Below are 23067 nucleotides of genomic sequence, written 5' to 3' on the forward strand. Positions count from 1 at the left end.
TTTGCTTACTTTCTTTGGCAAGACAAAGAAGCTGAGTCACCCCGGCAGGGGATGAAACAAGGGATGCACCACAAAAAAAAGACCAGAGCCAAAAACCCAAACAACAAAAACCCTACCCCCCGTTCAACCGATCATCACTCCGCGAAGTCGTCGTAACACGCCCATCCGCCCCAAAGTGCACATTGAAGAAAGCCCGTTCAGTCGCGCTTTCCATCCACCGATACCCCCAAACCTCTTCCTGCTTCAGCTTAAACACCTCCACCTTCCCCGGCTTGCCCAGCATCCGGCGAACGTCATCCTTGCTTTGCCCAATCCGCACGCGCCCAAAATTCTCGGCGGTCAACACCTGCTCGATCTTCTGCACGTGCCCGTCAGGCCCGATCGTCACCATCCACGTTGAAGTCCCTTCCGGCCCGCGGGGATACTCCAGTTGCCGCGTGCCGCCTTCGTTCTCCCAGATCATCTCCGGCTGGCCTGCGGTGGCCCTGACATCGTCCTCGGTGGATTGCCCGGCCACGATGCCCTTGAACAGCAGGTTGTCCGGCTTGGCCGATTGCCACGCCCGCTTGGCGGCATCGCCCACGCGATCCACTGCCTGGTCGACCTTCTGCTGATCACAGCCGAACAACCCCAGCAACGAAGCCAGAATGCCCATGGTGACTCCCACTTGTGCGAGTTGACGAAGATGCGACATGGAACTCCTCGTTCGAAACTTGTACCCGTCGCCATTCTGGCAGCCGGGCTATCCGATTACCAACGCTTGTTGAACAGGACCGACGCACCGTTGATCGTGCCGCCGCGCGCCACCACCGACCACCGCCGTGAGAACTGCCACGTCAGTTTGACGATGGAGTCCGCTGTCGACAGGCTCTGCTCATAGCCGACGGTGATGCGCTCGGAAATCGCCTTGCCCAGGCTCACCACCTGCGGGTCGGTCAGGCCGGCTGTGGACGGCCCGATCGAAAACTCGTCGAGCCCGAAGCGCCGGGCCACGTTCTTGCCTGCCACGTTGCCGAGCAGGCCGAGCGCCGCCCCGGACATCGCCTGCTGCTGGCCCAGGCCGGCGTTCGACGCGCTGTAGCCGAACATCAGCCACGAAAGCTTGTCTTCATCGGGCACGTTCGGCTCCGAGACGAGCTTGACGCGCGGCTGGCGCACCGTGCCGGTCACCTGCACGCCGGCTTCAACTTCCTGGTTGCGCCGCATGGCAGTGATGTTGAACGACGGATTGTTGATCGGCCCGACGAAGTTCAGCACGCCCCGTTCGATGGCCAGCTTGCGGCCGAACGCCTCGTACGTGCTGCCCTCGCGCACGTAGATCGTGCCGGTGCCGCGCAGGGGTACCAGCGGCTCGCTGTGCACGTGCATCTGGCCGCCAAGCGACAGGTCCGCGCCCGCGCCCTTGAAGCGGAAGTTGTCGCCAAAATCGACGTCCACATCGACCACCGGGCTGAAGCGGCCGGCCGGCTTCTCTTCGCGTTTGACGCCGCGCTCGGCCTGGTTGCGGGCGGCATCGGCGCGGCGGACGATCACCACGTCGTCGCCCAGCGAAGGCGCGCCGTCCTTCGGCAGATCGAACAGGCCGCGGTCGACCTTGAATTTGCCGGTGATGGCCACGCGGTCGTTGTCGTTGGCAATGCGCGCCTGACCCGACAGCACCAACGTGCGGTCCGGATCGGCAAAGAGCTGCAGCTTGTCGGCAACGATGGAGCCCGCGAGGTTCGGGTTCGCCTCTCCAAGCTGCACGCGGCCCTGCGCGCGCACGGTACCGTCGCCACCGTGGAACACCACCTCTTGCAGGTCGACCACGTTCTGGTCGAGCGCCACACGCACGACGCCCTTGGTCAGGCGGATGCCCTGGTCATACAGCGCCACCTCGACGTCCTGGCCGGTCAGGAAGCCGCTCACCTTGGGCGCGCCCACGGTGCCTGCAAATGTCAGGCTGGCCGCAAGCTGCCCGTCCGTTGCGACGTCCGGCCCGAGCAGATCACCGATGCTCTTGAGTTGCGGCAGGCTGATCGTCAAGCCGCCGGAGAACGGCGACGTGGGCGCCATGAGCGCCAAGGTGCCCGGCCCCGGATCCCGCACGAGCCCGACACCCGCATCGAGGTAAAGGTTGCCCACGCGCGTCGATTGCACGGTGCCGCGCAGCCCAAGGCGCATGCCCTCGCCGCGCGCCTCCACGGTCGCTTCTGTCAGGCCCAATGGCGTGAAACCGCGGCCGGCATTGATCGACAGATCGCCGCTGCGCCGGGTGATGCGCGCGGTGCCGGTGGCCGTGCTGCCGAGGTCCAGATCCCATTGGCCGTCCACAACCAGATCCGTGCGCACCGGCGGAGCCTGGCCCGTCCAGGTGCGCACCAGCTCCAGCACCCGCGCGATCTGCAAGCCGTCGACGCGGCCCGCGCTGCGCACGTGGCCTTGGGCGGATTCGACGCGCTCGATATGGATGGGCGTCTGATCCAGCGTCAGGTCTGCACGGCCCATCATCAGCCGGCCAGGCGCCACCGAGAGCTTCACTGGCGCCGTGAGTTGCAGGTTGGGCGCGCCCTGCGCCGAGAGCGTGGAAATCGTGCCGTCCCACCCGTCGCCATCCTTGCCGGGCGTCAGCGCACCGTCACCTGCCAGCGCAAACTTGAACGGCTGGTTGCGGACGTTGCCATCGGCATCGGCGCGGAAGCGGTGGGCGCGTCGCGTGCCGTCCAGCGTGGCATGCACTTCTCGCAACGACAGGCTTGGCCCAGTCACGCGTTGCGCGGTCAGTTCGAACAGCAATGGCCCATCGATGCCGTCGCGGATCTGCGCGCGGCCGTTGGCGGTATCGATCTTGTTTCCCTGATAGGCGAGTTGGCTCGCGCGGAACGTGGCATCCACCTGCGGGCGCTTGATCGTGCCGGAGACATCGCCGGACAAGGTGACCGCCCCGCTCACGCCAAGCTGCAAGCGTGCAAGCTGCGGCGCATCGATTTCAACATGCATGCGGTCGCCCGCCGCGCCAAAGCTGCCCCGCAGACTGGCCTTGTTGCCGGCCACGTCGAGCTTGGCGTCGCTGGGCAGCAGGCGTTCACCGCGCAGGTGGACATTGCCGTCGCCGGTCATCGGCAAGCCGGCGTAATCGCTATCGCGCACGGCAAATTTGACGGCGGCGTCGATCGGCTCACCCAGCGTGCCGCGCGCATCGAACTCGGCGTTGATGCGGCCCTTGGCCACCTTGGCCAGCCGCGACGGATCGAACTCCGCCAGATTGCCCTTGAAGGCAAACGACTGCGCATCATCGTGCTTCAGCGTGCCCGCCAGCGTCAACCGCGAGCGCCCCAGCGACACCTGGGCGCTTTCCACCGCCACCTGCGCCGCATCGAGCACCGCTTTCGCTTGCGCACGCATGTCGCCCCCCGCCAGATCAAGCGCCACGCGCTGCGTGCCGCCCGCAAAATCGACGGTGATGGGGCCAGCAAGCTTTGTTTTCTCCAACGATGCATGAAGCGCCTGCAGATCGAGCTGGCGCACATCCACGCGCAGTGCGCCATGCCCCTTCTGCACATCGGCGCCGCCCGTGAGCACCGCGCCGCCCAGCAGCCGCACATCGAGACCGGTGAGTTGCTGATCGTTTTCGTTCAGCCGCACCTGCGCACGCAGCGACTGCAGCGGCACCTTCTGCTTGTCGAGCGTGCCAGGCTGCGCATTGTCGATCTGGATCGGGCCCGCCACCGTCAGCGTCTTGGCCTTCTCATCCGGGCGCAGATCGGCGTGGATCGACAGCGATGCCTCCGGCGCGCCCGGCGCAAAGGCTCGCGGATTCACGTGTTCCGCCGACACCACAGCGCGCGACAAGGGCAACGCACCGAACGGCGTGGCGTCGATCAACGCTTGCGCGGTCAGCTTGGCGCCGGTGCCGGTCGCGTCGATGTGCAGCGCTTCCAGCGAACCTGACAGCTGCGCCGACACCGCCGCATCCTGCTTCTGCCCGTTCACCTCGAACTGCGTGGCGAGTGTTGCGGCGCCGGTGAGCGGATACGGCCGCGTGCCGGTCATGCGCAGCGTGGCGCCCAGCTTGCCGGCGGGCGTCTCCATGCCGTCGAGCAGCACTTTGTGATGCGTGCCGTCGGTGTGCAGGCTGCCGACAATCGACTTCAGTTCGGTGGTCGACGTGCCTTGCCGGATGGCGAGGCGATCGACGGCGAGGCGGTCCACATCCAGGGCCAGCGGCAGCACCAGCGAATTCGGCGGTCCACTCGGCGGTGTGGGCGGCGTCGGATGCAGGATCACATCGACATTGCCCGCACGCAGATACGCGAAGTGCGCATGCCACGGACCACGCGTGATGGCCCAGCGGCCCTCCACATGGTCGATGCGCACTTCCGTGCTGCCCGCGCGGACGTGCAGATCACGCAGCGACAGGCCCTCGCGCACGGTGCCGCCCTCCAGCTTGCCAGACACATAGGCGTTGCCAAAGCGCGTGGCGAGCGACCACAACTGCGCCGTGCCCGATTGCGAATGGATGGCCCAAAGCAGCCAGCCGGCCAGCGCCAGCACGATCACCAGGACAAGTGCGATCAAACCGCCGAGCCAGCGCAGGGTGCGGCGGCCCCAGCTACGCTTGGTACGCGCGGAGCGAGGGGCTTCGGGTTGCTTCGGTTCAGGTGTTTGCGGATCGGTCATCGTCATGTTCAGAACGCGATGCCCAGCGACACGCTCGGCCGGAACTGCTTCTGCTGGATGCCATAGGCCATGTCGAGCTGAATCGGCCCGACCGGGCTCTTCCACCGCACGCCGACGCCCACACCGTTGAACCAGCGGCGCTCCGACCAGTTGTCGGTGGCCGTGCCGGTATCCCAGAACACGGCGGCACCCCATTGCGGCAGGAACCAGCGTTGATACTCCAGCCCGCCAGTGACAAGGAACTTGGTCGGCAGCGTGCTGCCGTTGACGTCGTTACCGATGCTCTGGAAATCGTAGCCGCGCACCGACTGCGTGCCGCCCGTGCGGAAGCGCAGCGTGGCCGGCACGCCGTCGCCGGAACCGGACGTGATGACCGCGCCCAGCTCGCCCCGCGCCACGAAGATGTCGCGCTGCCCCACCGGCACGAACTGGCGGATGCGGCTGTACGACCGAACGAATGATTGGTCGGTCAGCACGCCCTTCACTGCCGCACCGATCTGCGTGGTGATGATGTTGCCGCGGCGCGGGAACAGCGGGTCGTCCACATCGCGGCGCGTCCAGGCGAAACCGGGGACGAGCGCCTTGCTCAACTGGCGCTCGGCGCCGTCGGGCCGCAAGTCGTCGTAGTAGAAATCAACGGTGAACGACGTCTCATAGATGCCGCGCACGCGCGTCTGCTTGAAGCCCGAACGATAGCTGCGCGTCTCGGTGCCCGACGTGTCGGTGCGGTCCATGCTCGTGTAGAGGCTATTGACGTATTGCTTGTCGTCGGGCGGCACCGTCACGCCGGCAAACAGGTACTGGCGGCGCTGTTCGATACGGGCCTGCGTGTCGAGCACCCACGCCTTGCTGAATAGGTTCAGATATTGATACCGCCCTTCCAGCGAGGCGCCCGTGTCCGTGCCGTAACCCACGCCGCTGGTGATGCGGTTGGGCGGGTACTCCCGCACGCGCACCCGCACCGGTGCGTTGACCGGGTTCTTCGGATCGTCACCCAGGTCGACGATCGCATTGGAAAAATACGGCTGCCCCTGGATGGCGGCCTGCAGCGATTGCAGACGATCGGCGGAGTAGTCCTCCCCCAAGCGCAGCGGATTCACGTGATTGATGATGCTGATCGGGTAGCGCGACAAGCCCTGCACGTCCAGCGGCCCCAGCGTGTAGGCCGGACCGCTGTCATAGCCCACCGACAGGTCCGCCTTGCTTTCGTCCGGATCGACACGCGCCTGTGACGACGTCTGCTTGGCCGCGTAATAACGTTTGCTCTGCAGCGCCGCCAGACTGTCATCCTTGGCCTTGTCCCAGCCCGCTTGGCGGAAGGCCATGCCGTGCTGCAGGCTCCACGATTTTTTCAACTCGTCGATGCGCTTGGCGTCTTGCGTGATGGCGCCGGTAAAGTCGAGCGCCACATTGTCGATGGTGGTACGCGGCCCCGGCTCGACCTTCACGTTCACCACGCGGTGGTCCGGCGGGCCGTCCAGCTTCGCGGTCGCCTTCGGCACAAAGTAGCCCTCGGTGGCCGTCAGCTTGGTGACCTGGTCGCCAATGGTCTCGACCATGTACTGCAGCTGGTCGTCGGTAATGTCCTTGCGGTCTTTGTAGCGCGACAGGTCCAGATGGCGCTCGAGCAAGTCCCGAATGGACTTCGGCGCATCGATCTTGACGTCGTATTCAGCGTGCGCCGGCGCGCAGCCGAATGACAGGGCAAAGCCGGCTGCCAGCACGGCGGCGGGCAACCCAGGAAAACGCAAGCGGGGTGGTCGTGACGGTCGCGATGGTCGATTGGAGCCGGTCATCGTGGCAAGCGTGGCGCCGCCCCACGGGCCGGCTGAGTCGAAGGAAAGGCGTATTTGACCATACCGACCCGGGCGGGTGCCCAGGCAAATGCAACGGATGCTGCCTTTCGGATCGGCCCGGGGGCGTTTCGCACGTGCCGTGCCCAGGGCCGGTACGGCGGCCAATACGGTAAAATGCGCCGGTTTTCCGCCCGGGCGCTTTCCGTGCGGGCAAGATCACCTAACATCACATACCGCCATGGCCCTGTACAAGTCCGAGATCACCCAGTTCCTGGAAGAACTCAAGGCCCAGAAGCCCGAGCTGGAAGCGCAGCAGCGCCAAGGTCGCTCCCTGCTGTGGGACAAGGATCCGATCGACCTGGAAGAGCGCGCACGCGCCAAGTCCGCCCGCGTCCCGCAAAAGCCGTACGTCTACTCGCTGGACTGATCGGCCGACCGGCTTTCAGCCCGCCCGGCCCACCGCCGCATGACCACTTCCGCGCAGGACAAGCTGCCACTGCCCGTCGAGCTGCCCAGCGTGGCGCCCGATCAGGATTCCACGCCCGCGCAGGTCGACGGCCTCGCCTTTGCACGGCTCTACGGGGAGCCGCTGTTCAAGCTCCCGCAGGATCTCTACATCCCGCCCGATGCGCTGGAGGTCTTCCTTGAAGCGTTTGAAGGGCCGCTGGACTTGCTGCTGTACCTGATCCGGCGCCAGAACTTCAACGTGCTGGACATTCCGCTGGCGCAGGTCACGCGGCAGTATCTGGCGTACATCGAGCAGATTCGCGCGACCAACCTCGAGCTGGCTGCCGAATACCTGCTCATGGCGGCCATGCTCATCGAGATCAAGTCGCGCATGCTGCTGCCGGTCAAGAAGACCGACGAAGGCGTGGAGCCCGAAGACCCGCGCGCCGAACTGGTCCGCCGCCTGCTCGAATACGAGCAGATGAAGCTGGCCGCGCAGAAGCTCGACACCGTGCCGCAACTGGGCCGGGACTTCCTCCGCGCGCAGGTCTACATCGAGCAGAGCCTGGCGCCGCGCTACCCCGACGTCAATTCCGACGACCTGCGTGCCGCCTGGGCCGACGTGCTGCGTCGGGCCAAGCTCACACAGCACCACAAGATCTCGCGCGAAGAGCTGTCTGTGCGTGAACACATGAGCCAGATCCTGCGCCGGCTGCAGCATGCGCGGTTCATGGAGTTCACCGAGCTGTTCGAAGAAGCGATCCAGTCCGGCAAGGCGCGCCCATCGTGGTCGTCAACTTTGTCGCCATGCTCGAGCTTTCGCGCGAATCCCTGCTCGAAATCACGCAGGCCGAACCGTACGCGCCCATTTACGTGCGTCTCGCCTATTCACCGACGTAAATCCGTCCGACCTGACTCAGCGCCAGGTCATACAACAACTATGAAAGTCATCTCGTCGATCCAGGAACTGCGCGACCAGCTGCGCGGCCAGAACCGCGTCGCCTTCGTGCCGACCATGGGCAACCTGCATGAGGGCCACCTGAGCCTGATGCGCCTGGCGCGCCAGCACGGCGATCCGGTGGTGGCGTCCATTTTCGTGAACCGCCTGCAGTTCGGCCCAAACGAAGATTTCGACAAATACCCGCGCACGCTGCAGGACGACATCGAAAAACTCCAGAAGGAAGGCGTATACGTGCTGTTTGCGCCCACCGAGCGCGACATGTATCCCGAGCCGCAGGAATACCGCGTCGAGCCCCCGCACGATCTGGGCGACACGCTCGAAGGCGAATTCCGCCCAGGCTTCTTCAAAGGCGTGTGCACGGTCGTGATGAAGCTGTTCTGCTGCGTGCAACCGCGCGTGGCCGTGTTCGGCAAGAAGGACTACCAGCAGTTGATGATCGTGCGCCGCATGGCGCATCAGTTTGCGTTGCCGGTCGATATTGTTCCCGCCGAAACGGTGCGCGCGGACGACGGCCTCGCGCTGTCGTCGCGCAACGTCTACCTGACCAACGAAGAGCGCGCTGAGGCGCCCGAGCTGTACCGCACGCTGCACCAGGTCCGTCAGGACGTGCTGGAAACCGTGCTGCAAGGCCAGGCGTCGCACGAAGAGGTGACGGCCAAGGCCATGGAATACCTGCGGGGCCGCGGCTGGCAGCCCGACTACGTGGCCGTGCGCCGCCGCTCCGACCTGCAAAAACCGACGCCTGAAAACATCGCGGCCGGCGAACCGCTGGTCGTGCTGACGGCTGCCAAACTCGGCAAGACGCGCTTGATCGATAACCTCGAAATCTGAGCGACGGCGCCTCGGTCCACGAAAAAGCCCGGCAATGCCGGGCGTTTTTCATGCCGCCGCCGACGTATCGGCGACGCTGGCCTGTGGATGCGATTCCCCCAGCCAGTCGAGAATGCCGCTCCACTGCTCCACGTCCTTCGCCACGCGCGAGGGCGCCACGTCCCACAGCGTCAGGCCGTGCGCGGCCAGCTGCACGTAGTTCTGGGTATCGCGCAGATAACCGAGGATGGGCACGTCCAGTCCCTGCACGAAACGCTGAAGCTGCTCGGCCGCGCGCGTGCGCATATCCACACGCATGCCCACCACGCCCAGCTTGACCTCGCCATGACGCACGGGCTTTTCATCGGCCAGTTTGCGCAGGAAAGTCTGCGTGGCGAGGATGTCGAACATGGAAGGCTGCAGCGGCACGATGACGTAACCGGACATCTTGACGAGATCCCCCAGCCGCCAGCCATGAAGGCCCGCCGGCGTGTCGAGCACCACGTGCGTCGTCCCCTTGGGCGGCTTGGCGATGTGGTCGGCGTTGATTTCCCAGGTGCGGATGGGCTTGGCGGTTTCCGGACGCAGGGCCAGCCACTCCCGCGATGACTGCTGGCGGTCGGTGTCGCCCAGCATCACGGCGTGATTCTGCGCGGCAAAGTAGCCGGCCAGATTGGTGGCCAGCGTGCTTTTGCCCACCCCGCCCTTCGGATTCGCTACAACGGCCACCGGCATGCCTGCCTCCTTGCGATCGTCGAATCATGTGCCGATAAAATCACTCGGCGAATCTGCCCATCCGGTAATTATGGCTCAGCCTGCACGTGGCAGCGTCCCAAACAGCGCGGCGAGGTCCAGATGCGCCTCGCACGTGTCGGCCAGACGTTCGAGCGATGCTTCACGCAATGCGGCGTAGTCTTGCGCCTGCGCATCGCGCACGCCGGCCCAGGCAAGCAAGGCGCGGCAGGCCTCGGGCGTGTCGAATAAGCCGTGCAGATACGTCGCGGAGATTTGCCCGTCGGTAGAAATCGCGCCATCTGCCCGGCCATCATCAAGCAGCACGGCGGGGCATGCCAGCGCAGGGCCCTCGGTCACACCCATGTGGATTTCGTAGCCGGTGATGGCCGCACCGCTTCCCGCCAGCGTGCCGCGCACCTGGCGCAACTGCTTGGCCGTCTCCAGCGTGGTCTCGAAATCGAGATAGCCGAGTCCGTCGACGCTGCCAGCCGCACCTTCCAGCCCCTGCGGGTCATGCAAGCGCAGCCCCAGCATCTGCATGCCACCGCAGATGCCGATCAACTTGCCGCCGTAGCGCAGATGCCGCGCGATGGCCGCTTCCCAACCGTTGCTGCGCAGCCAGGCCAGATCGGCCTGCACGCTCTTGCTGCCGGGCAGGATGATGAGGTCGGCGGGCGGAATCGGCTGGCCAGGGCCGACCAGTCGAACATCCACCTGCGGATGCGCGCGCAGCGCATCGAAATCGGTATGGTTGGACACCCGCGGCAACACCGGAATGACGACGCGCAGCGCATCGGCCGAGGCAGCGCGCTGCGCCGTCTGCACCGCGTCTTCTGCGTCGAGGTGCAGGCCATGCAGATACGGCAGCACGCCAAACACCGGCTTGCCCGTCTGCGCGGTCAGCCAGTCGAGCCCCGGCGTCAGCAATGAAATGTCGCCGCGAAACCGGTTGATGATGAAGCCCGTCACGCGCGCGCGTTCGCTGTCCGACAAGCAGGCGAGCGTGCCGACAAGGTGCGCGAACACGCCGCCGCGATCGATGTCGGCGACGAGCGCGACGGGGCAGTCGACAGCTTCGGCAAAGCCCATGTTGGCGATGTCGCGGTCGCGCAGGTTGATCTCCGCCGGGCTGCCCGCGCCCTCGACCAGCACGAGGTCGTATTGCGCACGCAGCCGCGTGTGCGATTCGAGCACGGCGGCCATGGCGGTGGGCTTGTAGTCGTGGTACGCACGGGCGTCGAGGTCGCAGCGCGGCTGACCGTGGATGATGATCTGCGCGCCGGTGTCGCTGTTGGGCTTGAGCAGGACGGGGTTCATGTCGACCGTGGGCGCGACGCCCGCCGCCTGCGCCTGCAAGGCCTGCGCGCGGCCGATCTCGCCACCATCCGCGGTGACGGCGCTGTTGAGCGCCATGTTCTGCGGCTTGAACGGCGCCACGCGCACTCCCGCGCGATGCGCGACGCGGCACAGGCCGGCGACCAGCGTGCTCTTGCCGGCATCGGACGTGGTGCCCTGGATCATCAGCGTGCCCCGAAGCGAGTCCGGCGGCACAGGAAATGGAGCTTTCGACATGCGCGGATTATCGCACCGACCTTATCGTGCCTAGCTGCCACGCGCTCGCTAGAATGCAGGAATGTCACGCCGCCTCACACTCGTCCTCGGGGGTGCCCGCTCGGGCAAGAGCCACCATGCCGAACAGCTCGCGCTGCAATGCGCGGGGCCCGTCACGTACGTCGCCACCGCCGGCGAGGGCGACGAAGAGATGCAATTGCGTGTGGCCCTGCACCGCGCCCGCCGCCCCGCCAATTGGGGGCTCGTCGAAGAGCCCGTGCGCCTGGCCGAAGCGCTCTACACGCACGCGCAGCACGGTGGCTGCGTGCTCGTCGACTGCATGACGCTGTGGCTCAACAACCTGCTGTTCTCAGAGCATCATGAATACCCCGAGACCGGCCTCGTCACGCCGCCCGAAGCCTGGACGGCCGAGATTGACGCGCTCCTCACCGCCCTGCCGCTGCTGCCCGGCGAGGTCATCCTGGTCAGCAACGAAATCGGCCTGGGCGTGGTGCCGATGGGCGCCGTCACGCGCTTCTACGTGGACGAACTGGGCCGGCTGAACCAACGCCTCGCCGCACTGGCCGACAACGTGCACCTCCTGGTGGCCGGCATTCCGATGGTGGTGAAAGGGCCGGCACTCGGCACAGCAACGTGAGCGTACCGTCGGGCGGCGTGTTCGATCTCGGGTGGACGCTCGTGACGCTGGCCGCGCTGGCAGGCGTGTTCCTCGATCGGCTGTTCGGCGAGGTGCCGCGCTGGCATCCGCTGGTCGGCTTCGGACGCATCGCGACTGCGATTGAGCGTCGCATGAACCGCAGGCCGGCTGCGCTGGCCTGGTCGCGCATCGTCGGCCTTCTTGCATGGGCGGCGACCGTGTTGCCCTTCGTCCTGCTGGCAGGATGGCTCGTCGTCATCGCGCGCGATGTGTCGCCGTGGCTGGTGGTCGCGCTTGATGCAATCGCCCTCTATTTCGCCATTGGCGCGCGCAGCCTGCAAGAACACATCGCGCCGATCGCGCTTGCGTTGCGCGATGCGGATCTGCCCCGCGCACGCGCCCTCGCCTCACGCATCGTCTCGCGCGACCTCACGCAAGCCGCCGAGGAGCCCATTGCGCGCGCCGCGGTGGAATCGGCGTTGGAGAACGGCAGCGATGCCGTCTTCGCGCCGCTGTTCTGGCTGGTTGTGGCCGGCGCGCCCGGCGTGATGCTGTACCGGCTGGCCAACACGCTCGATGCAATGTGGGGCTACCGCAATGCGCGCTTTACCGGCTTTGGGTGGGCAGCCGCGCGCATCGACGACGTGCTCAACTGGATGCCCGCGCGACTCACTGCAATGAGCTACGCGCTGCTGGGCAGCACCGTCGATGCGCTGCGCTGCTGGCGCACGCAAGCACCGCAATGGTCGAGCCCGAACGCCGGCCCGGTGATGGCGGCGGGCGCCGGAAGCCTGCGCGTTCAACTGGGTGGCGCGGCACGCTACGAAGGCATTGAAGAAGCACGTCCGTCCCTTGGCGCAGGCAAGCCGGCAACAGCCGCCGATATCGCGCGTGCGTTGACGCTCGTATCGCACACGTTGTGGCTGTGGCTCGGCGCGCTCGGCCTGATCGCAGCTTTAACGTGGGGCTTGTCATGAGCGGCATCCTGCATGGCGGCAATCTCGCTGCGGCACGCGCGCGGTACGGCGAGCCAGCGGGCGGCTGGCTGGACTTGTCCACAGGCATCAATCCGCACGGCTACCCCATTCCGCCGATCCCGCCCGACGCCTGGTTGCGCCTGCCCGAAGACGACGGCCTCGAAGCGCTGGCCGCCGCGCACTACGGCGTGATCGATGCACGCGCCGTGCTGGCGGTTGCTGGTTCGCAGGCGGCGATCCGCACGCTGCCGACCCTGCTGCCGCGGGGGCGAGCCGGCATCGCGCAGATCGGCTACAGCGAATACGCGCCCGCCTTTGCGCGCGCCGGCCACGACGTCGTGCCGCTGCCCGAATCCGCTTTCCTCGGCGACTTGCCGAGCGACTTGCAGCATCTGGTCGTCGTCAATCCGAACAACCCCACAGCACGCCTGCTGCCCGCGGAAACGCTGCGCGATTGGCACACGCGTCTGCATGCGCGCGGCGGGACGTTGATCGTCGACGAGGCCTTTATCGAAGCGTTCGACAATGGCCCCACGTTGGCCCCTTTGGCAGGAATGCCGGGGCTCGTCGTGCTGCGGTCGATCGGCAAGTTCTACGGGCTGGCGGGCGCCCGCATCGGCTTCACGCTGGCGGCACCGGAACTGTTGACCGCGCTGCGCGAGGCGTTGGGACACTGGACCGTCAACGGCCCTGCGCGTGCCGTCGTGCGGTCGGCGCTGGCCAATACCGCTTGGCAAGCCGCCACGCGCGCGCAACTGCAGGAGGCCGGCGCGCGGCTCTCGGCGTTGCTTGATCGCCACGGGCTGCCGAATGCCGCCACACCGCTGTTTGCCTGGGCACCCGCTCCGCATGCACAGGCGCTGCACGCAGGCCTGGCGCGCCTCGGCATCTGGACGCGCCTGTTCGATGCGCCTGTCAGCGGCTTGCGCTTCGGCCTGCCCCCGGACGAGACCGGATGGCAACGCCTTGCCGATGCGCTAGCATCGCTGTCGCATTCCGCTTGACCTAGCCCCCCAATGCCCGCTTGTCTCTCTCGCCTTGCCCGTCGCCTCTGCGTGTACGGCCTGTCCGCCGTTGCGTTAGCAATGGCAGCCGCACCGGCGCTTGCCGCCATTTCCGTCACGGACGATACCGGCGCGACCGTGACACTGCAGCGCCCGGCGCAACGCATCGTCAGCCTCGCGCCGCATGCGACCGAGTTGCTGTTCGCGGCAGGCGGCGGCGCACGCATCGTCGGCACCGTGGCTTATAGCGATTACCCGCCGCCCGCGCGCGACATTCCCCACGTGGGCGATAACCGCTCGCTCGATCTGGAACGCATCGCAGCGCTCAAGCCTGACTTGGTGGTGGTCTGGCGCCACGGCAACGCGCAGAAACAGATCGATCGCCTGCGCGCGCTCGGCATTCCGCTGTTCTTCTCCGAGCCGCATCGCATGAGCGATATTCCGCGCTCGATCGAAGCGCTCGGCACACTGCTCGACACCCGCGCGAGCGCGCATGACGCCGCGCAGCAATTTCGCCAACGCGCCGATGCGCTGCGCCAGCGCTACGCGAGCCGGCCGCCGGTTTCGGTGTTCTATCAGGTCTGGGAACAGCCGCTCATGACGCTCAACGGCCAGCACATCTTCTCTGACATGCTGGCGCTGTGCGGCGGCCGCAATGTATTTGCGGGAGAGCCGTTGCTGGTGCCGACCGTCTCGCCCGAGGCCGTGATCGCAGCCAACCCCGAAGTGCTGCTGACCGCCAGCATGGGCGCCACCCAAGGCAGCCGTCCGATGGATACGCTCGACGCGTGGAAGCGCTGGCCGCAATTGCTGGCGGTGCAGCGCGGCAATCTCTTCACCATCAACGGCGACCTGATCAACCGCTTCGGACCGCGCCTGGTCGAGGCGGCAACGCTGTTGTGCGAAGACCTGGAGCAGGCCCGCACGCGGCGCCTCGGATCACAAACCACCAACGGGCTGGGTCGCTGAAGCGCGGCCGGTCAGCGGTTCCAGAACAGCAGCACCGGCAACGCGTCTGGCTGCACGCGAAAACCGCAGGCTGCGCCCCATTGCAACGGCCATTGCAGCGTCTCGGCCAAGGGACGCTGCAACCAGTGGGCTGCCAGCGCGCGCATGCAGCCGGCATGCGTCACCGCCCACACACAGGACGCGGGCGTCGCGCTTGTTGCCTCAGCCCACGTCGTCACGCGCGCCAGCAAATCCGCCGCCGATTCTCCGCCGTGCGGATTGCCGTGCACGAGATCGCGCGCCCAGCGGTCGATCTCGGCGCGCGGGATGTCATCCCACTGGCAGCCTTCCCAGGCACCAAAATCGAGTTCCATCAATTGCGCATCAAGTTCGATCGCAGGGAGTTGAGCCGCTTGCGCCATCGCTTCGGCCGTCAGGCGGCTGCGTTGCAACGGGCTTGCCAGCAGACGATGCGGAGCGTGTGCGGCAAGTTTCTCGACGATGGCCGACGGCTCAGGATCCATCGGGGAAGCCAGCTCCAAATCGGTACGGCCGTAGCAGAGACCCGCCGACATGGCCGGCCGCGCGTGGCGAATCAGGATGACATCCATGCCAGCAGTCCCCACAGGATCAGCAGCTCGAAGATCTGCTGCGCCATGCCCAGGCAATCGCCCGTGATGCCGCCGATGCGGCGCACGAAGTAGCGGCCCAGCAGCCAGCGCGCAACGATCAAGCCGACGACGATGAACGCCGCGCACATCGGCCCGAACCACAGCAGAGGCGCGACACCGAACGCGCCGGCCCACAATGCGTCGCTCCATCGCATGCGTTGCGCGACCGGCTTGGCCTTGCCTTCCGCGCGCACGTAGTCGTGTGTGAGCAGGTAGCTGACGGCCGCGGCGCGACTTGTAGCATGCGCCGCCACCATTGCCGCGACGATGCCAATGCCATGCGGCGCCATCGCACTCAGCAATTGCCACTTGAGCAGCAACGCCATGCACACGGCAATCGCCCCGAAGGCGCCGATGCGCGAGTCGTGCATGATGCGCAACCGGTCTTCAGGCGTGTAGCCGCCGCCAAAGCCATCTGCGCAATCGGCCAGACCGTCTTCGTGAAACGCGCCGGTCAGCAACAGCGTCGCCACCATCGACACGGCCACCGCCACACCTGGCGCGGGCACCGAGCGCGACACGAGCCAATACACCGCCGCTGCCACAGCGCCCACCAACCAGCCGACCAGCGGAAAGTAGCGCGCCGCGCGATTCAACCCCGCTTGCGAGAACCCGACCGACGCCGGCACGGGGATGCGGGTGAAATACCCCACCGCCGTCCACAGCGCCTGCCAATGTTCGCGCAGGGCATTCATGGCGATGCCCGCTCGCTCACGCCTGCGCTGGCGAAGGTCGCCATTTCGCGCAGGAACGCCACCGCCGACACGACCACCGGATACGCCAGCACCGCACCGCTGCCCTCGCCCAGCCGCAACGACAGCGACAGCAACGGCCGCGCATCGAGCACCTCCAGCAGCGCGCGATGGCCGCGTTCATCCGACACATGCCCGAATACGCAATATCGCAGCACGTCGGGCGCCACATGCGCCGCCACCAGCACGGCGGCCGTCGCGATAAACCCGTCGACGAGGATGACCATGCGCCGCTGCGCCGCTTCAAGCACCGCCCCCACCATCGCCGCGACCTCGAAGCCGCCGAAGCATGCGAGCACGTCAAGAGGCTCGCGTACGTCAGCATGTTTTGCCATTGCCGCTTCCAGCACGGCGCGCTTGTGGGCGAGGCCGTCGTCGTCGAGCCCGGTGCCGCGGCCAACGCATTGCGCGACCGGCAGATTGCACAACCGCGCCATCAGGCAGGCGGCGGACGCCGTGTTGGCGATGCCCATTTCGCCCAGCGCGATCACGTTGGTGCCGAGGGCCGCGTGGTGTGCCACGCGCTGCGCTCCGAGTGCCATGGCGCGGTCGCGCTCGTCGGCGGTCATGGCGGCTTGCTGAACACCCTCGGCGGCAAAGTTGCGCGTACCGGGGCCGACGGGGGCGTCGATCAGGCCCGGCGTATCCCCCGTCCACAACGGCGCGGCGACGCCTGCGTTCACCACTTCCAGCGCAAACCCATGCTGGCGGCAGAACACGTTGACGGCCGCTCCGCCCGCGATGAAGTTGAGCACCATCTGGGCCGTCACCGCTTGCGGATACGCGCTCACGCCCGCGTGGGCGATGCCGTGGTCTGCGGCAAACACGACCATTGAGGGGCGCGTCAGCTGCGGTGTGTCGGTGTTCTGGATCAGGCCGATCTGCACGGCCAGCGATTCAAGCCGGCCCAGCGCACCGAGCGGTTTGGTCTTGCTGTCCACGGCGGCCTGCAGGCGCGCGCGCAACGCATCGTCAAATGGCGGAATGTGCATCGCTTGTTTCATTACAGTTCGACTCCCGGCTGCGCCTGGATGCCTTGGGAAAACGCGTGCTTGATGAGCGTCATATCGGTCACGGTGTCGGCAGCGTTGATCAGCTCCGGCGGCGCGCCGCGTCCGGTAATCACCACATGCTGCGCGGAGGGGCGCGCGCGCAAGTCGGCCAGCACGGTCTGCACGTCAAGGTAGTGGTACTTGAGCGCGATGTTCAATTCGTCCAGCAGCACGAGGCCGATGGTCGGATCGCTCAGCAGCTCGCGCGCGCAGGCCCATGCGGCTTGTGCCTTTTCAATGTCGCGCGTGCGGTCCTGCGTCTCCCATGTATAGCCTTCGCCCATCACGTGAAAGCGGCATTGTTCGGGAAAGCGACGCAGGAAACGCTCTTCGCCGGTCGGGATCGCGCCCTTGATGAACTGCACCACGCCGACCTGCATGTCGTGGCCCATGGCGCGGATCACCATGCCGAAGCCGGAGCTGGATTTGCCCTTGCCGTTGCCGGTGTTGACGAGCAGCACGCCGCGCACGTCGGTGGCGGCGGCGATCTTGGCGTCCACCACGGCCTTCTTGCGTTGCATGCGTGAGCGGTGGCGCTCGTTCACGCCATCGTTGTTGTCTTCAGTCGTCATCGGGGTCATCAGGAATCAGGGCCGTGCGGCGGCCGTCGGCCACCTCGGCAATGGGAGTGCGCAGCACGCGCGCGCAGTGCTCGGGCGTGAGCACATCGGCCGCGATGCCGGCGTTGGTGTGTCCCGCGCCGTCCATCAACAGGGCGTGTGTGGCGAAGCGGCGCGCAAGGTTCAAGTCATGCACCGTCAGCACGACCAGCCAGCCGTGCTTGCGGCAGCCTTCGCGCAGCAGGCGCAGCACGGCGATCTGCTGATGCAAATCGAGGTGGGCGACAGGTTCATCGAGCAGCAGCACGCGCGCCTCCTGCGCCACCACGGCAGCCATGGCGACACGCTGACGTTCACCGCCGGAAAGGGTGCGCACATCGCGCTGGGCAAGCGGCTGCAATTGCAGTGCAGACATCGCTGCATCCACGGCGCGGGCATCGGCGTCGCCTTCCCACTCCCACCGCGCAAGGTGCGGATGGCGGCCCGTCATCACGGCGTCGTACACAGTGATCGGGAACGTGTCATGCAAGGTCTGCGGCAGAAACGCGCGGCGCCGCGCCATCGCCAGTGCAGGCCAATCGGCAAGCGGCACACCGTCGAGCGCGACGCTGCCGCCGTCCGGCGAACGCAAGCCCGCCAGCACCGACAACCAGGTCGACTTGCCCGCGCCGTTCGGGCCGACCACGCACCAGAGCTGCCCGGCGGTGGCCGTCATCGACAACCGCTCGATCAGCACACGCCCATCGATGGCCACTCGCAGGTCGCGCAGCGCCAGTTCGGGTGCAGCGTCCAATTGCGCGAATGCATCCGGAGCGGGACTTGGACGGCGCCACCAGCTCATCGTGCGCTCCGCATCAGCAAATAGAGAAACGTCGGCACGCCGAGCATGGTGGTGATGACGCCCACGGGCAGTTGCGTTGGGGCAATCAGCGTGCGGGCAATCAGGTCGGCCAGCATCAGCAGCCCGCCGCCGGCCATCGCCGTAGCAGGCAAGTGGATGCGCACGTCGCGCGTCCATGCCAGGCGCACCATGTGCGGCACCAGCAGGCCGACAAAGGCGACGGAACCCGCAATGGTTACCGCCACCGCCGTGCATAGCGAAGCCACCACGTAGATCAGCGCACGCACCCGCGCCACCGGCACGCCCAGCGCACGGGCGCGCGTTTCGCCGGTCAGCAGCACGTTCAGGTCACGCGCGTGCGGCAACACGACGGCCACTGCGGCCACGAGCGCCAGCAACGCGCCCGCATAACGATCGGCGCCACCCAGGTCGCCGACCATCCAGAAAATCATGCCGCGCAGCTTGTTCTCGGGCGCCACCGTCAGGATGAGCGTGATCAGGCCGACCCAGCCGGACGCCATCACCACACCACCGAGCAGCAAGCGCGCGTTGGCCTCGCCGGGCTCGCCGCGCCACAGGTGCTGGCGCGCCAACGCGGCCACCAGCGCCATCGACAGCAATGCGCCCGCGCCGGCGCTCGTCTGCACCGCCCACCACGGCAGCGAAAACAACATCGCCGTGAGCGCCGCCACGGCCCCGCCGCCGGAGACGCCCAGCACATACGGATCGGCCAGCGGATTGCGCAGCAGCATCTGCATGAGCGCCCCGGCAAAGGCCAGCAGCCCGCCGGCAGCAAACGCAGCACCTGCACGCGGCAGGCGTAATTCGGTGACGATGCCCGCAGCCAGGCTGTCGCCACCGCTACTGCCAAAAAAGAGGACCCGCCAGACCTCGGCGGGCGACAGCCTCACACTGCCGAACATCAACGACGCCACCAGCACCACCACGCATGCGAGCGCCAGCAGCGACCACAGTCGCCAGGCAAAACCGCGTGCGGGCAGTGCAGGAGTTGTCATCGCTTCGGTTCGTGCTGTTGCCACGACAGCGTGAAGAACACCCCACGCGATGCCGTGTTGTACGGATAGATCAACTGGTAGTTCTTGTTCGTCACGTTTTCAACACGTGCCGACACTGCCCAGTCCGGCGTGATCTGGTAGCGGCCGACCAGGTTCAGCAAGCCGTAGCCGCCGAGCGTCTTGGTCGAATCCTGGCGGTCACCCGCTGCATTCCACTCCACGCCCGCCGAGAACGGCCCGAACGTCTTGTACGCCGAGACGCTGCCGAAGTGCCGTGCCCGGCGCGCCAGCAACTGGTTGGCCGACAAGTCCTGCGGGTTCTGCATGGTAAAGCTGGCCCGCAGGTCCACGCCATAGATCGAACCCCGATACGAGGTTTCCACGCCGTTCACCCGTGCGCGGTTCACGTTGGCAGCCAGGAAGTTGCCCGACACCGGATCGAACGCGCTCGTGATCAGGTTGCTGTAGTCGGTCTCGAACGCCGTCACGCGCACCAGGCCCATCGCGCTGCTGTACTCCACGCCGGCTTCCACCGAGCGCGCCTTCTCGGGCTGCAGGGTCGGGCTGCCGAAGAACGGGTAGTAAAGCTCGTTGAAGCTCGGCGCGCGGAAGGCATTGCTCACGCTCGCCACCGCCTTCCATTGCGGGTTGAATGCGAAGCCATAGCCGGCGTAATAGCTGTTGGCGCCCCCGAAGTCCGAGTAGCGGTCCCGACGCAGGTTCAACTGCAGCTGGTGCGGGCCGAACTTGCCTTCGTAGCCGATGTAGCCGGAATCGACGTTGCGCGTAGGCACGTTGTACGCGTCGCTGTCGACACTGGTCTGCAGATGCTCCAGGCCCACTTTCAGCAACTGGTTGGGCATGAAGGCCCAGTCGTTCTGCCAGCTCGCCGTCTGATTGCGCGTGTTGAAGCGCGAGGGCACCTGCAGCACACCGTTCGTGAAGTTCAGGCTGCGGTCGTCACCCTGCGACAGCGTCACGCGCGTCTTCCAGTCCTGCGTCACCTTGCCGTCCACGTAAGCCGACATCGAACGCACCACGTTGTGGGCAACGTTGTTGTCCGTCCGCTTGCCGAAGGCGTTGTCGTAGCTGACATCGCCCCAGGTCTGGAAGTACGTCAGGCCCGCTTGCCAATCTGCGGAGAAACGATGCGACAACTGCGCCGACACGCTCTTGTTCGTGTACGGGTTGTCGTTCGGATTCGCCTTGGGCGCCTGCAACGGGTTCATCGTCGAGAAGCCGTTGGTCTTGAATTCCGACACCGACACCGCAAACGACGTATCGCCGTTCTCGCCCAGCGAGCCGCTGATGCCGGCCTGCGCGCGCTTGGTATTGCGGGCGCCGTATTCGATCTCGGCATTGGCGAGCGGGCCGTGGCCGCGACCGTTGCGCGTGAAGATCTGCACCACGCCGCCGATCGCATCGGAGCCGTACAGCGCAGACACGTTGCCGCGCACCACCTCGATGTGATCGATCTGATCGGCCATCAATTGCCCGATCTGCGCGCCGCCCGAAGTGCCGGACGCCACGCGCACACCGTCAATCAGAACCAGCGTCTGATTGGAACTGGCGCCGCGCATGAACAGGCTGGCGTTGGTGCCAGGGCCGCCGTTCTGCGCGATTTCGATACCGGCCTCCCGGCGCAGCAGCGTTACCGCATCCGGCGCCTGCGAGCGCTCGATATCGGCGCGGCTGATGACCGTCGTATGAGGCAGCGCGTCCGACAGGGGCTGCTCGCTGCGCGAGGCCGTCACCACCGTCGGGTTCAGCTCGCCGACGGGCGTGCTGGCGACCTGTGTAGTGCTTTGTGCCCAGGCCGGCGCAACAGCACCGGCCACGACCCCCGTGAGTGCGCCGACAAGCGCGCGCATGGCCGTCCGGGGCATCCGGAGTGGCCGCTTTGTAGTCAAGCTCATGTTGAAAAGACAAGAAGCGTCAGCCGGACCCGTTCCCCCGCGGGTCGCTGGCAGCAGGATCTCGATGCGGTTCCCTCACATCGGCTTAGAACCGGCTCACGGTCCGTAGCGAGCCGCCCGAGGTTGGACCGAGAAACGCAGCCGTACATGGGTACGGCGAGTATCACAGGGCCAAGATCGGGCGGCGCAGCAGGACCGTGAATTGGTTCTCTGAGATCCACCGTCCTGGCCGGTATCCGGGCTGGCGAAGCGGCCTGTCCGCCTTCCCATTCCCGAAGGAACAGTGGCGTATGGACAGACCGCGCGGCACCCATCTTCTTGTTGGCGAGATGGCGGGTACACGCGGCGTTCGCTTACCGTTGCGGGGGCAGCGCAGGTTGGCGCATCGCTTGGGGCGCGCGCTCCCTGCTTCCCGTTTAACTGCAGATGGTGCTGCGGGCACCAGGACGCGGCGAAGTTTAACGGAAAAGGCACCCCAAACCCGTCGCAGTCGCGGTAAAAACACACCCTGCGCCGTTGCACCAGGTCCTTCGCCTCACGCCGGCGCCTCTTGCGCATCCGTATGGAGGACAGGCGCGACGCGCATGATCGGCTAAAATCCCCCCACTCGATTCTGATTGACACCCAATGCTGAACGAACTCGAACAACTTGCCGGCAAGATCACGCGCGTGCTGCGTCACGCCGATGCGCTCGCCGCCGAGAACCAGCGCCTGCGCGCCGAAGTCGAGCGGCTTCAGGCGGAAGCCGAGGCATCCAAGACCGAACGCGACGCGATGGTCGCCGATCGCAGCGTGCTCAATGCCAAGATCGAAGAAGCGCAGCTGCGCATCCAATCGATTCTCGACAAGCTGCCCACGGCCACCGACGCCCGCCAGCTTGACCTCCTCGGCCAGGCCGCCGGCGCCGAAGAAACAACGGCCGCCCCCGCCCCGCACTCGGAGACCTAAGCATGAGCAGCAAGCAAATTGAAGTGAGCATCGCCGGGCAGCCCTACAAGTTCGCTGTCTCGGCCGATAACGAGGCCGCGCTGCGTGAAGCCGCAGCCATGGTCGACAACCAGATGACGCGCATCAAGAACGGCTCGAACACCAAGGGCATCGAGCGCGTGGCCGTGATGGCCGCCATCAGCATCGCATCGGATTTGCTGTCGATGCAACGCCAGGCCGCATCCGATTCTGCCCTGCCGATCGACACGATTCGCGCCAAGCTGGCCGACCTGAACGCCCGCACGGACGAGGCGCTGCGCCAGTACGGCGAAGTCATTTGATTCAGTACAAAACGTGTTTGTAACCGGATCGCATCCGGGCTTGGGTTCGGATGCGAACGGGTGTATAGTGTCACCCAATGGCTTCCGCCATCTCCCGCAAACCCTTATGGCATAAGGCTTTAGCGGCTACAGGGTAGAGAAAAACGGTTGCCTGCGATGAATCTCTCAGACGCATCGCCATGCGCTCGAAACACAGCGTGATGATGCGTCTGACAGTTTCCCTGCCTGGTTCGCCATGGCCATTAATTCCTTGAACCGATAAGCATTGCTTGGTGCGGGATATGCCGTGTGGGCGAGCGCGTCTTCCAGTGCATAGCGTGCGACGCAAGTCGTGGGCTCCCTGCGCCGGTGATGTACCCGAAATGCGGCTTCCGCTGCCACTCTGAACCTCACTTGGGTTCAGGATGCGGGTCTAGCGGCCAAGGTGGGGACCCAACAAAAGGCG

Annotated in this window: 20 protein-coding genes, 1 other RNA gene, 1 pseudogene and 1 riboswitch; of the genes and pseudogenes, 10 read left to right on the forward strand and 12 right to left on the reverse strand. The window is 66.2% G+C overall.

Translation table 11 applies throughout. The features are described 5' to 3' along the window. Positions 1 to 112: 112 nt before the first annotated feature. The 3 genes from FUT88_RS14540 to FUT88_RS14550 form a co-directional block, all read right to left on the reverse strand. The gene (locus FUT88_RS14540; protein WP_147216140.1) at positions 113 to 655 is read right to left on the reverse strand and encodes a hypothetical protein; all 543 of its coding nucleotides are present in this window, start codon (positions 653 to 655) and stop codon (positions 113 to 115) included. A gap of 95 nt (positions 656 to 750) precedes the next feature. Then, positions 751 to 4665, reverse strand: coding sequence for a translocation/assembly module TamB domain-containing protein (locus FUT88_RS14545; RefSeq protein WP_147216142.1), 3915 nt, complete (start codon positions 4663 to 4665; stop codon positions 751 to 753). Positions 4666 to 4667: 2 nt separating this feature from the next. Further along, the gene (locus FUT88_RS14550; RefSeq protein ID WP_147216144.1) at positions 4668 to 6455 is read right to left on the reverse strand and encodes an autotransporter assembly complex protein TamA; all 1788 of its coding nucleotides are present in this window, start codon (positions 6453 to 6455) and stop codon (positions 4668 to 4670) included. Between the two features lie 238 nt (positions 6456 to 6693). Between FUT88_RS14550 and FUT88_RS14555 the strand changes: the two genes are divergently transcribed. The 3 genes and pseudogenes from FUT88_RS14555 to panC all read left to right on the forward strand — a co-directional run bounded on the left by FUT88_RS14555 (position 6694) and on the right by panC (position 8694). Beyond that, positions 6694 to 6882: a DUF3460 family protein gene (locus tag FUT88_RS14555; protein WP_147216146.1), complete on the forward strand. Its 189-nt coding sequence runs from the start codon at positions 6694 to 6696 to the stop codon at positions 6880 to 6882. A 39-nt stretch (positions 6883 to 6921) separates the two neighbouring features. Continuing rightward, a pseudogene (locus tag FUT88_RS14560) lies at positions 6922 to 7802 on the forward strand (segregation and condensation protein A). 40 nt (positions 7803 to 7842) lie between these two features. Then, the gene (gene panC, locus FUT88_RS14565) at positions 7843 to 8694 is read left to right on the forward strand and encodes a pantoate--beta-alanine ligase (protein ID WP_147216148.1); all 852 of its coding nucleotides are present in this window, start codon (positions 7843 to 7845) and stop codon (positions 8692 to 8694) included. Positions 8695 to 8742: 48 nt separating this feature from the next. On the opposite strand, the gene FUT88_RS14570 is transcribed toward panC, so the two are convergent. Beyond that, a complete protein-coding gene (locus FUT88_RS14570; protein WP_147216150.1) occupies positions 8743 to 9408 on the reverse strand; it encodes a ParA family protein in 666 nt (221 codons plus the stop codon). A 75-nt stretch (positions 9409 to 9483) separates the two neighbouring features. Beyond that, positions 9484 to 10980: a cobyric acid synthase gene (locus FUT88_RS14575; protein ID WP_147216152.1), complete on the reverse strand. Its 1497-nt coding sequence runs from the start codon at positions 10978 to 10980 to the stop codon at positions 9484 to 9486. A 61-nt stretch (positions 10981 to 11041) separates the two neighbouring features. Between FUT88_RS14575 and cobU the strand changes: the two genes are divergently transcribed. The 4 genes from cobU to FUT88_RS14595 are packed head-to-tail and all read left to right on the forward strand — an operon-like array spanning position 11042 to position 14567. Beyond that, on the forward strand, positions 11042 to 11617 hold the full coding sequence (gene cobU / locus FUT88_RS14580) for a bifunctional adenosylcobinamide kinase/adenosylcobinamide-phosphate guanylyltransferase (RefSeq protein WP_147216154.1): 576 nt from the start codon (positions 11042 to 11044) through the stop codon (positions 11615 to 11617). Next, complete coding sequence (gene cbiB, locus FUT88_RS14585; protein ID WP_147216156.1) at positions 11614 to 12594, forward strand: adenosylcobinamide-phosphate synthase CbiB; 981 nt, start codon at positions 11614 to 11616, stop codon at positions 12592 to 12594. Before cobU ends, cbiB begins: the two co-directional genes overlap by 4 nt. After that, complete coding sequence (gene cobD / locus FUT88_RS14590; protein WP_147216158.1) at positions 12591 to 13598, forward strand: threonine-phosphate decarboxylase CobD; 1008 nt, start codon at positions 12591 to 12593, stop codon at positions 13596 to 13598. The genes cbiB and cobD overlap by 4 nt, the downstream gene beginning before the upstream one ends. A 12-nt stretch (positions 13599 to 13610) precedes the next feature. Then, positions 13611 to 14567, forward strand: coding sequence for a cobalamin-binding protein (locus tag FUT88_RS14595; RefSeq protein WP_147216160.1), 957 nt, complete (start codon positions 13611 to 13613; stop codon positions 14565 to 14567). Positions 14568 to 14578: 11 nt separating this feature from the next. Here the strand turns inward: FUT88_RS14595 and cobC are convergent, their stop codons facing one another. Genes cobC through FUT88_RS14630 form a run of 7 tightly spaced genes read right to left on the reverse strand, consistent with a single transcriptional unit; the run spans position 14579 to position 21324 of the window. Then, the gene (gene cobC / locus FUT88_RS14600; protein ID WP_147216162.1) at positions 14579 to 15157 is read right to left on the reverse strand and encodes an alpha-ribazole phosphatase; all 579 of its coding nucleotides are present in this window, start codon (positions 15155 to 15157) and stop codon (positions 14579 to 14581) included. Continuing rightward, positions 15142 to 15912 carry an adenosylcobinamide-GDP ribazoletransferase gene (locus FUT88_RS14605; RefSeq protein ID WP_147216164.1) on the reverse strand — a complete coding sequence of 257 codons (771 nt, stop codon included), beginning with the start codon at positions 15910 to 15912 and terminating at the stop codon, positions 15142 to 15144. Before FUT88_RS14605 ends, cobC begins: the two co-directional genes overlap by 16 nt. Then, positions 15909 to 16973 carry a nicotinate-nucleotide--dimethylbenzimidazole phosphoribosyltransferase gene (gene cobT / locus FUT88_RS14610; protein WP_147216166.1) on the reverse strand — a complete coding sequence of 355 codons (1065 nt, stop codon included), beginning with the start codon at positions 16971 to 16973 and terminating at the stop codon, positions 15909 to 15911. The genes FUT88_RS14605 and cobT overlap by 4 nt, the downstream gene beginning before the upstream one ends. Beyond that, positions 16973 to 17593 carry a cob(I)yrinic acid a,c-diamide adenosyltransferase gene (gene cobO, locus FUT88_RS14615; protein ID WP_147216167.1) on the reverse strand — a complete coding sequence of 207 codons (621 nt, stop codon included), beginning with the start codon at positions 17591 to 17593 and terminating at the stop codon, positions 16973 to 16975. Before cobO ends, cobT begins: the two co-directional genes overlap by 1 nt. Beyond that, positions 17583 to 18422, reverse strand: a complete 840-nt coding sequence (locus tag FUT88_RS14620) for an ABC transporter ATP-binding protein (protein ID WP_147216169.1) — start codon at positions 18420 to 18422, stop codon at positions 17583 to 17585. Before FUT88_RS14620 ends, cobO begins: the two co-directional genes overlap by 11 nt. Further along, a complete protein-coding gene (locus tag FUT88_RS14625) occupies positions 18419 to 19438 on the reverse strand; it encodes a FecCD family ABC transporter permease (RefSeq protein WP_147216171.1) in 1020 nt (339 codons plus the stop codon). The genes FUT88_RS14620 and FUT88_RS14625 overlap by 4 nt, the downstream gene beginning before the upstream one ends. After that, complete coding sequence (locus FUT88_RS14630) at positions 19435 to 21324, reverse strand: TonB-dependent receptor plug domain-containing protein (RefSeq protein ID WP_186829314.1); 1890 nt, start codon at positions 21322 to 21324, stop codon at positions 19435 to 19437. The genes FUT88_RS14625 and FUT88_RS14630 overlap by 4 nt, the downstream gene beginning before the upstream one ends. 239 nt (positions 21325 to 21563) lie before the next feature. Beyond that, a riboswitch (cobalamin riboswitch) is annotated at positions 21564 to 21815 on the reverse strand. A 166-nt stretch (positions 21816 to 21981) separates the two neighbouring features. On the opposite strand from FUT88_RS14630, the gene FUT88_RS14640 reads away from it, so the two are divergent. The 3 genes from FUT88_RS14640 to ssrS all read left to right on the forward strand — a co-directional run bounded on the left by FUT88_RS14640 (position 21982) and on the right by ssrS (position 23057). Next, the gene (locus tag FUT88_RS14640) at positions 21982 to 22302 is read left to right on the forward strand and encodes a hypothetical protein (RefSeq protein ID WP_147216175.1); all 321 of its coding nucleotides are present in this window, start codon (positions 21982 to 21984) and stop codon (positions 22300 to 22302) included. A 2-nt stretch (positions 22303 to 22304) separates the two neighbouring features. After that, positions 22305 to 22622 carry a cell division protein ZapA gene (locus FUT88_RS14645; RefSeq protein ID WP_147216177.1) on the forward strand — a complete coding sequence of 106 codons (318 nt, stop codon included), beginning with the start codon at positions 22305 to 22307 and terminating at the stop codon, positions 22620 to 22622. A 215-nt stretch (positions 22623 to 22837) separates the two neighbouring features. Beyond that, positions 22838 to 23057: non-coding RNA, 6S RNA (gene ssrS, locus FUT88_RS14650), on the forward strand. The last annotated feature ends 10 nt before the right edge of the window (positions 23058 to 23067 follow it).

Source organism: Ralstonia sp. TCR112, from assembly GCF_007997035.1.
Classification (GTDB): domain Bacteria; phylum Pseudomonadota; class Gammaproteobacteria; order Burkholderiales; family Burkholderiaceae; genus Ralstonia; species Ralstonia edaphi.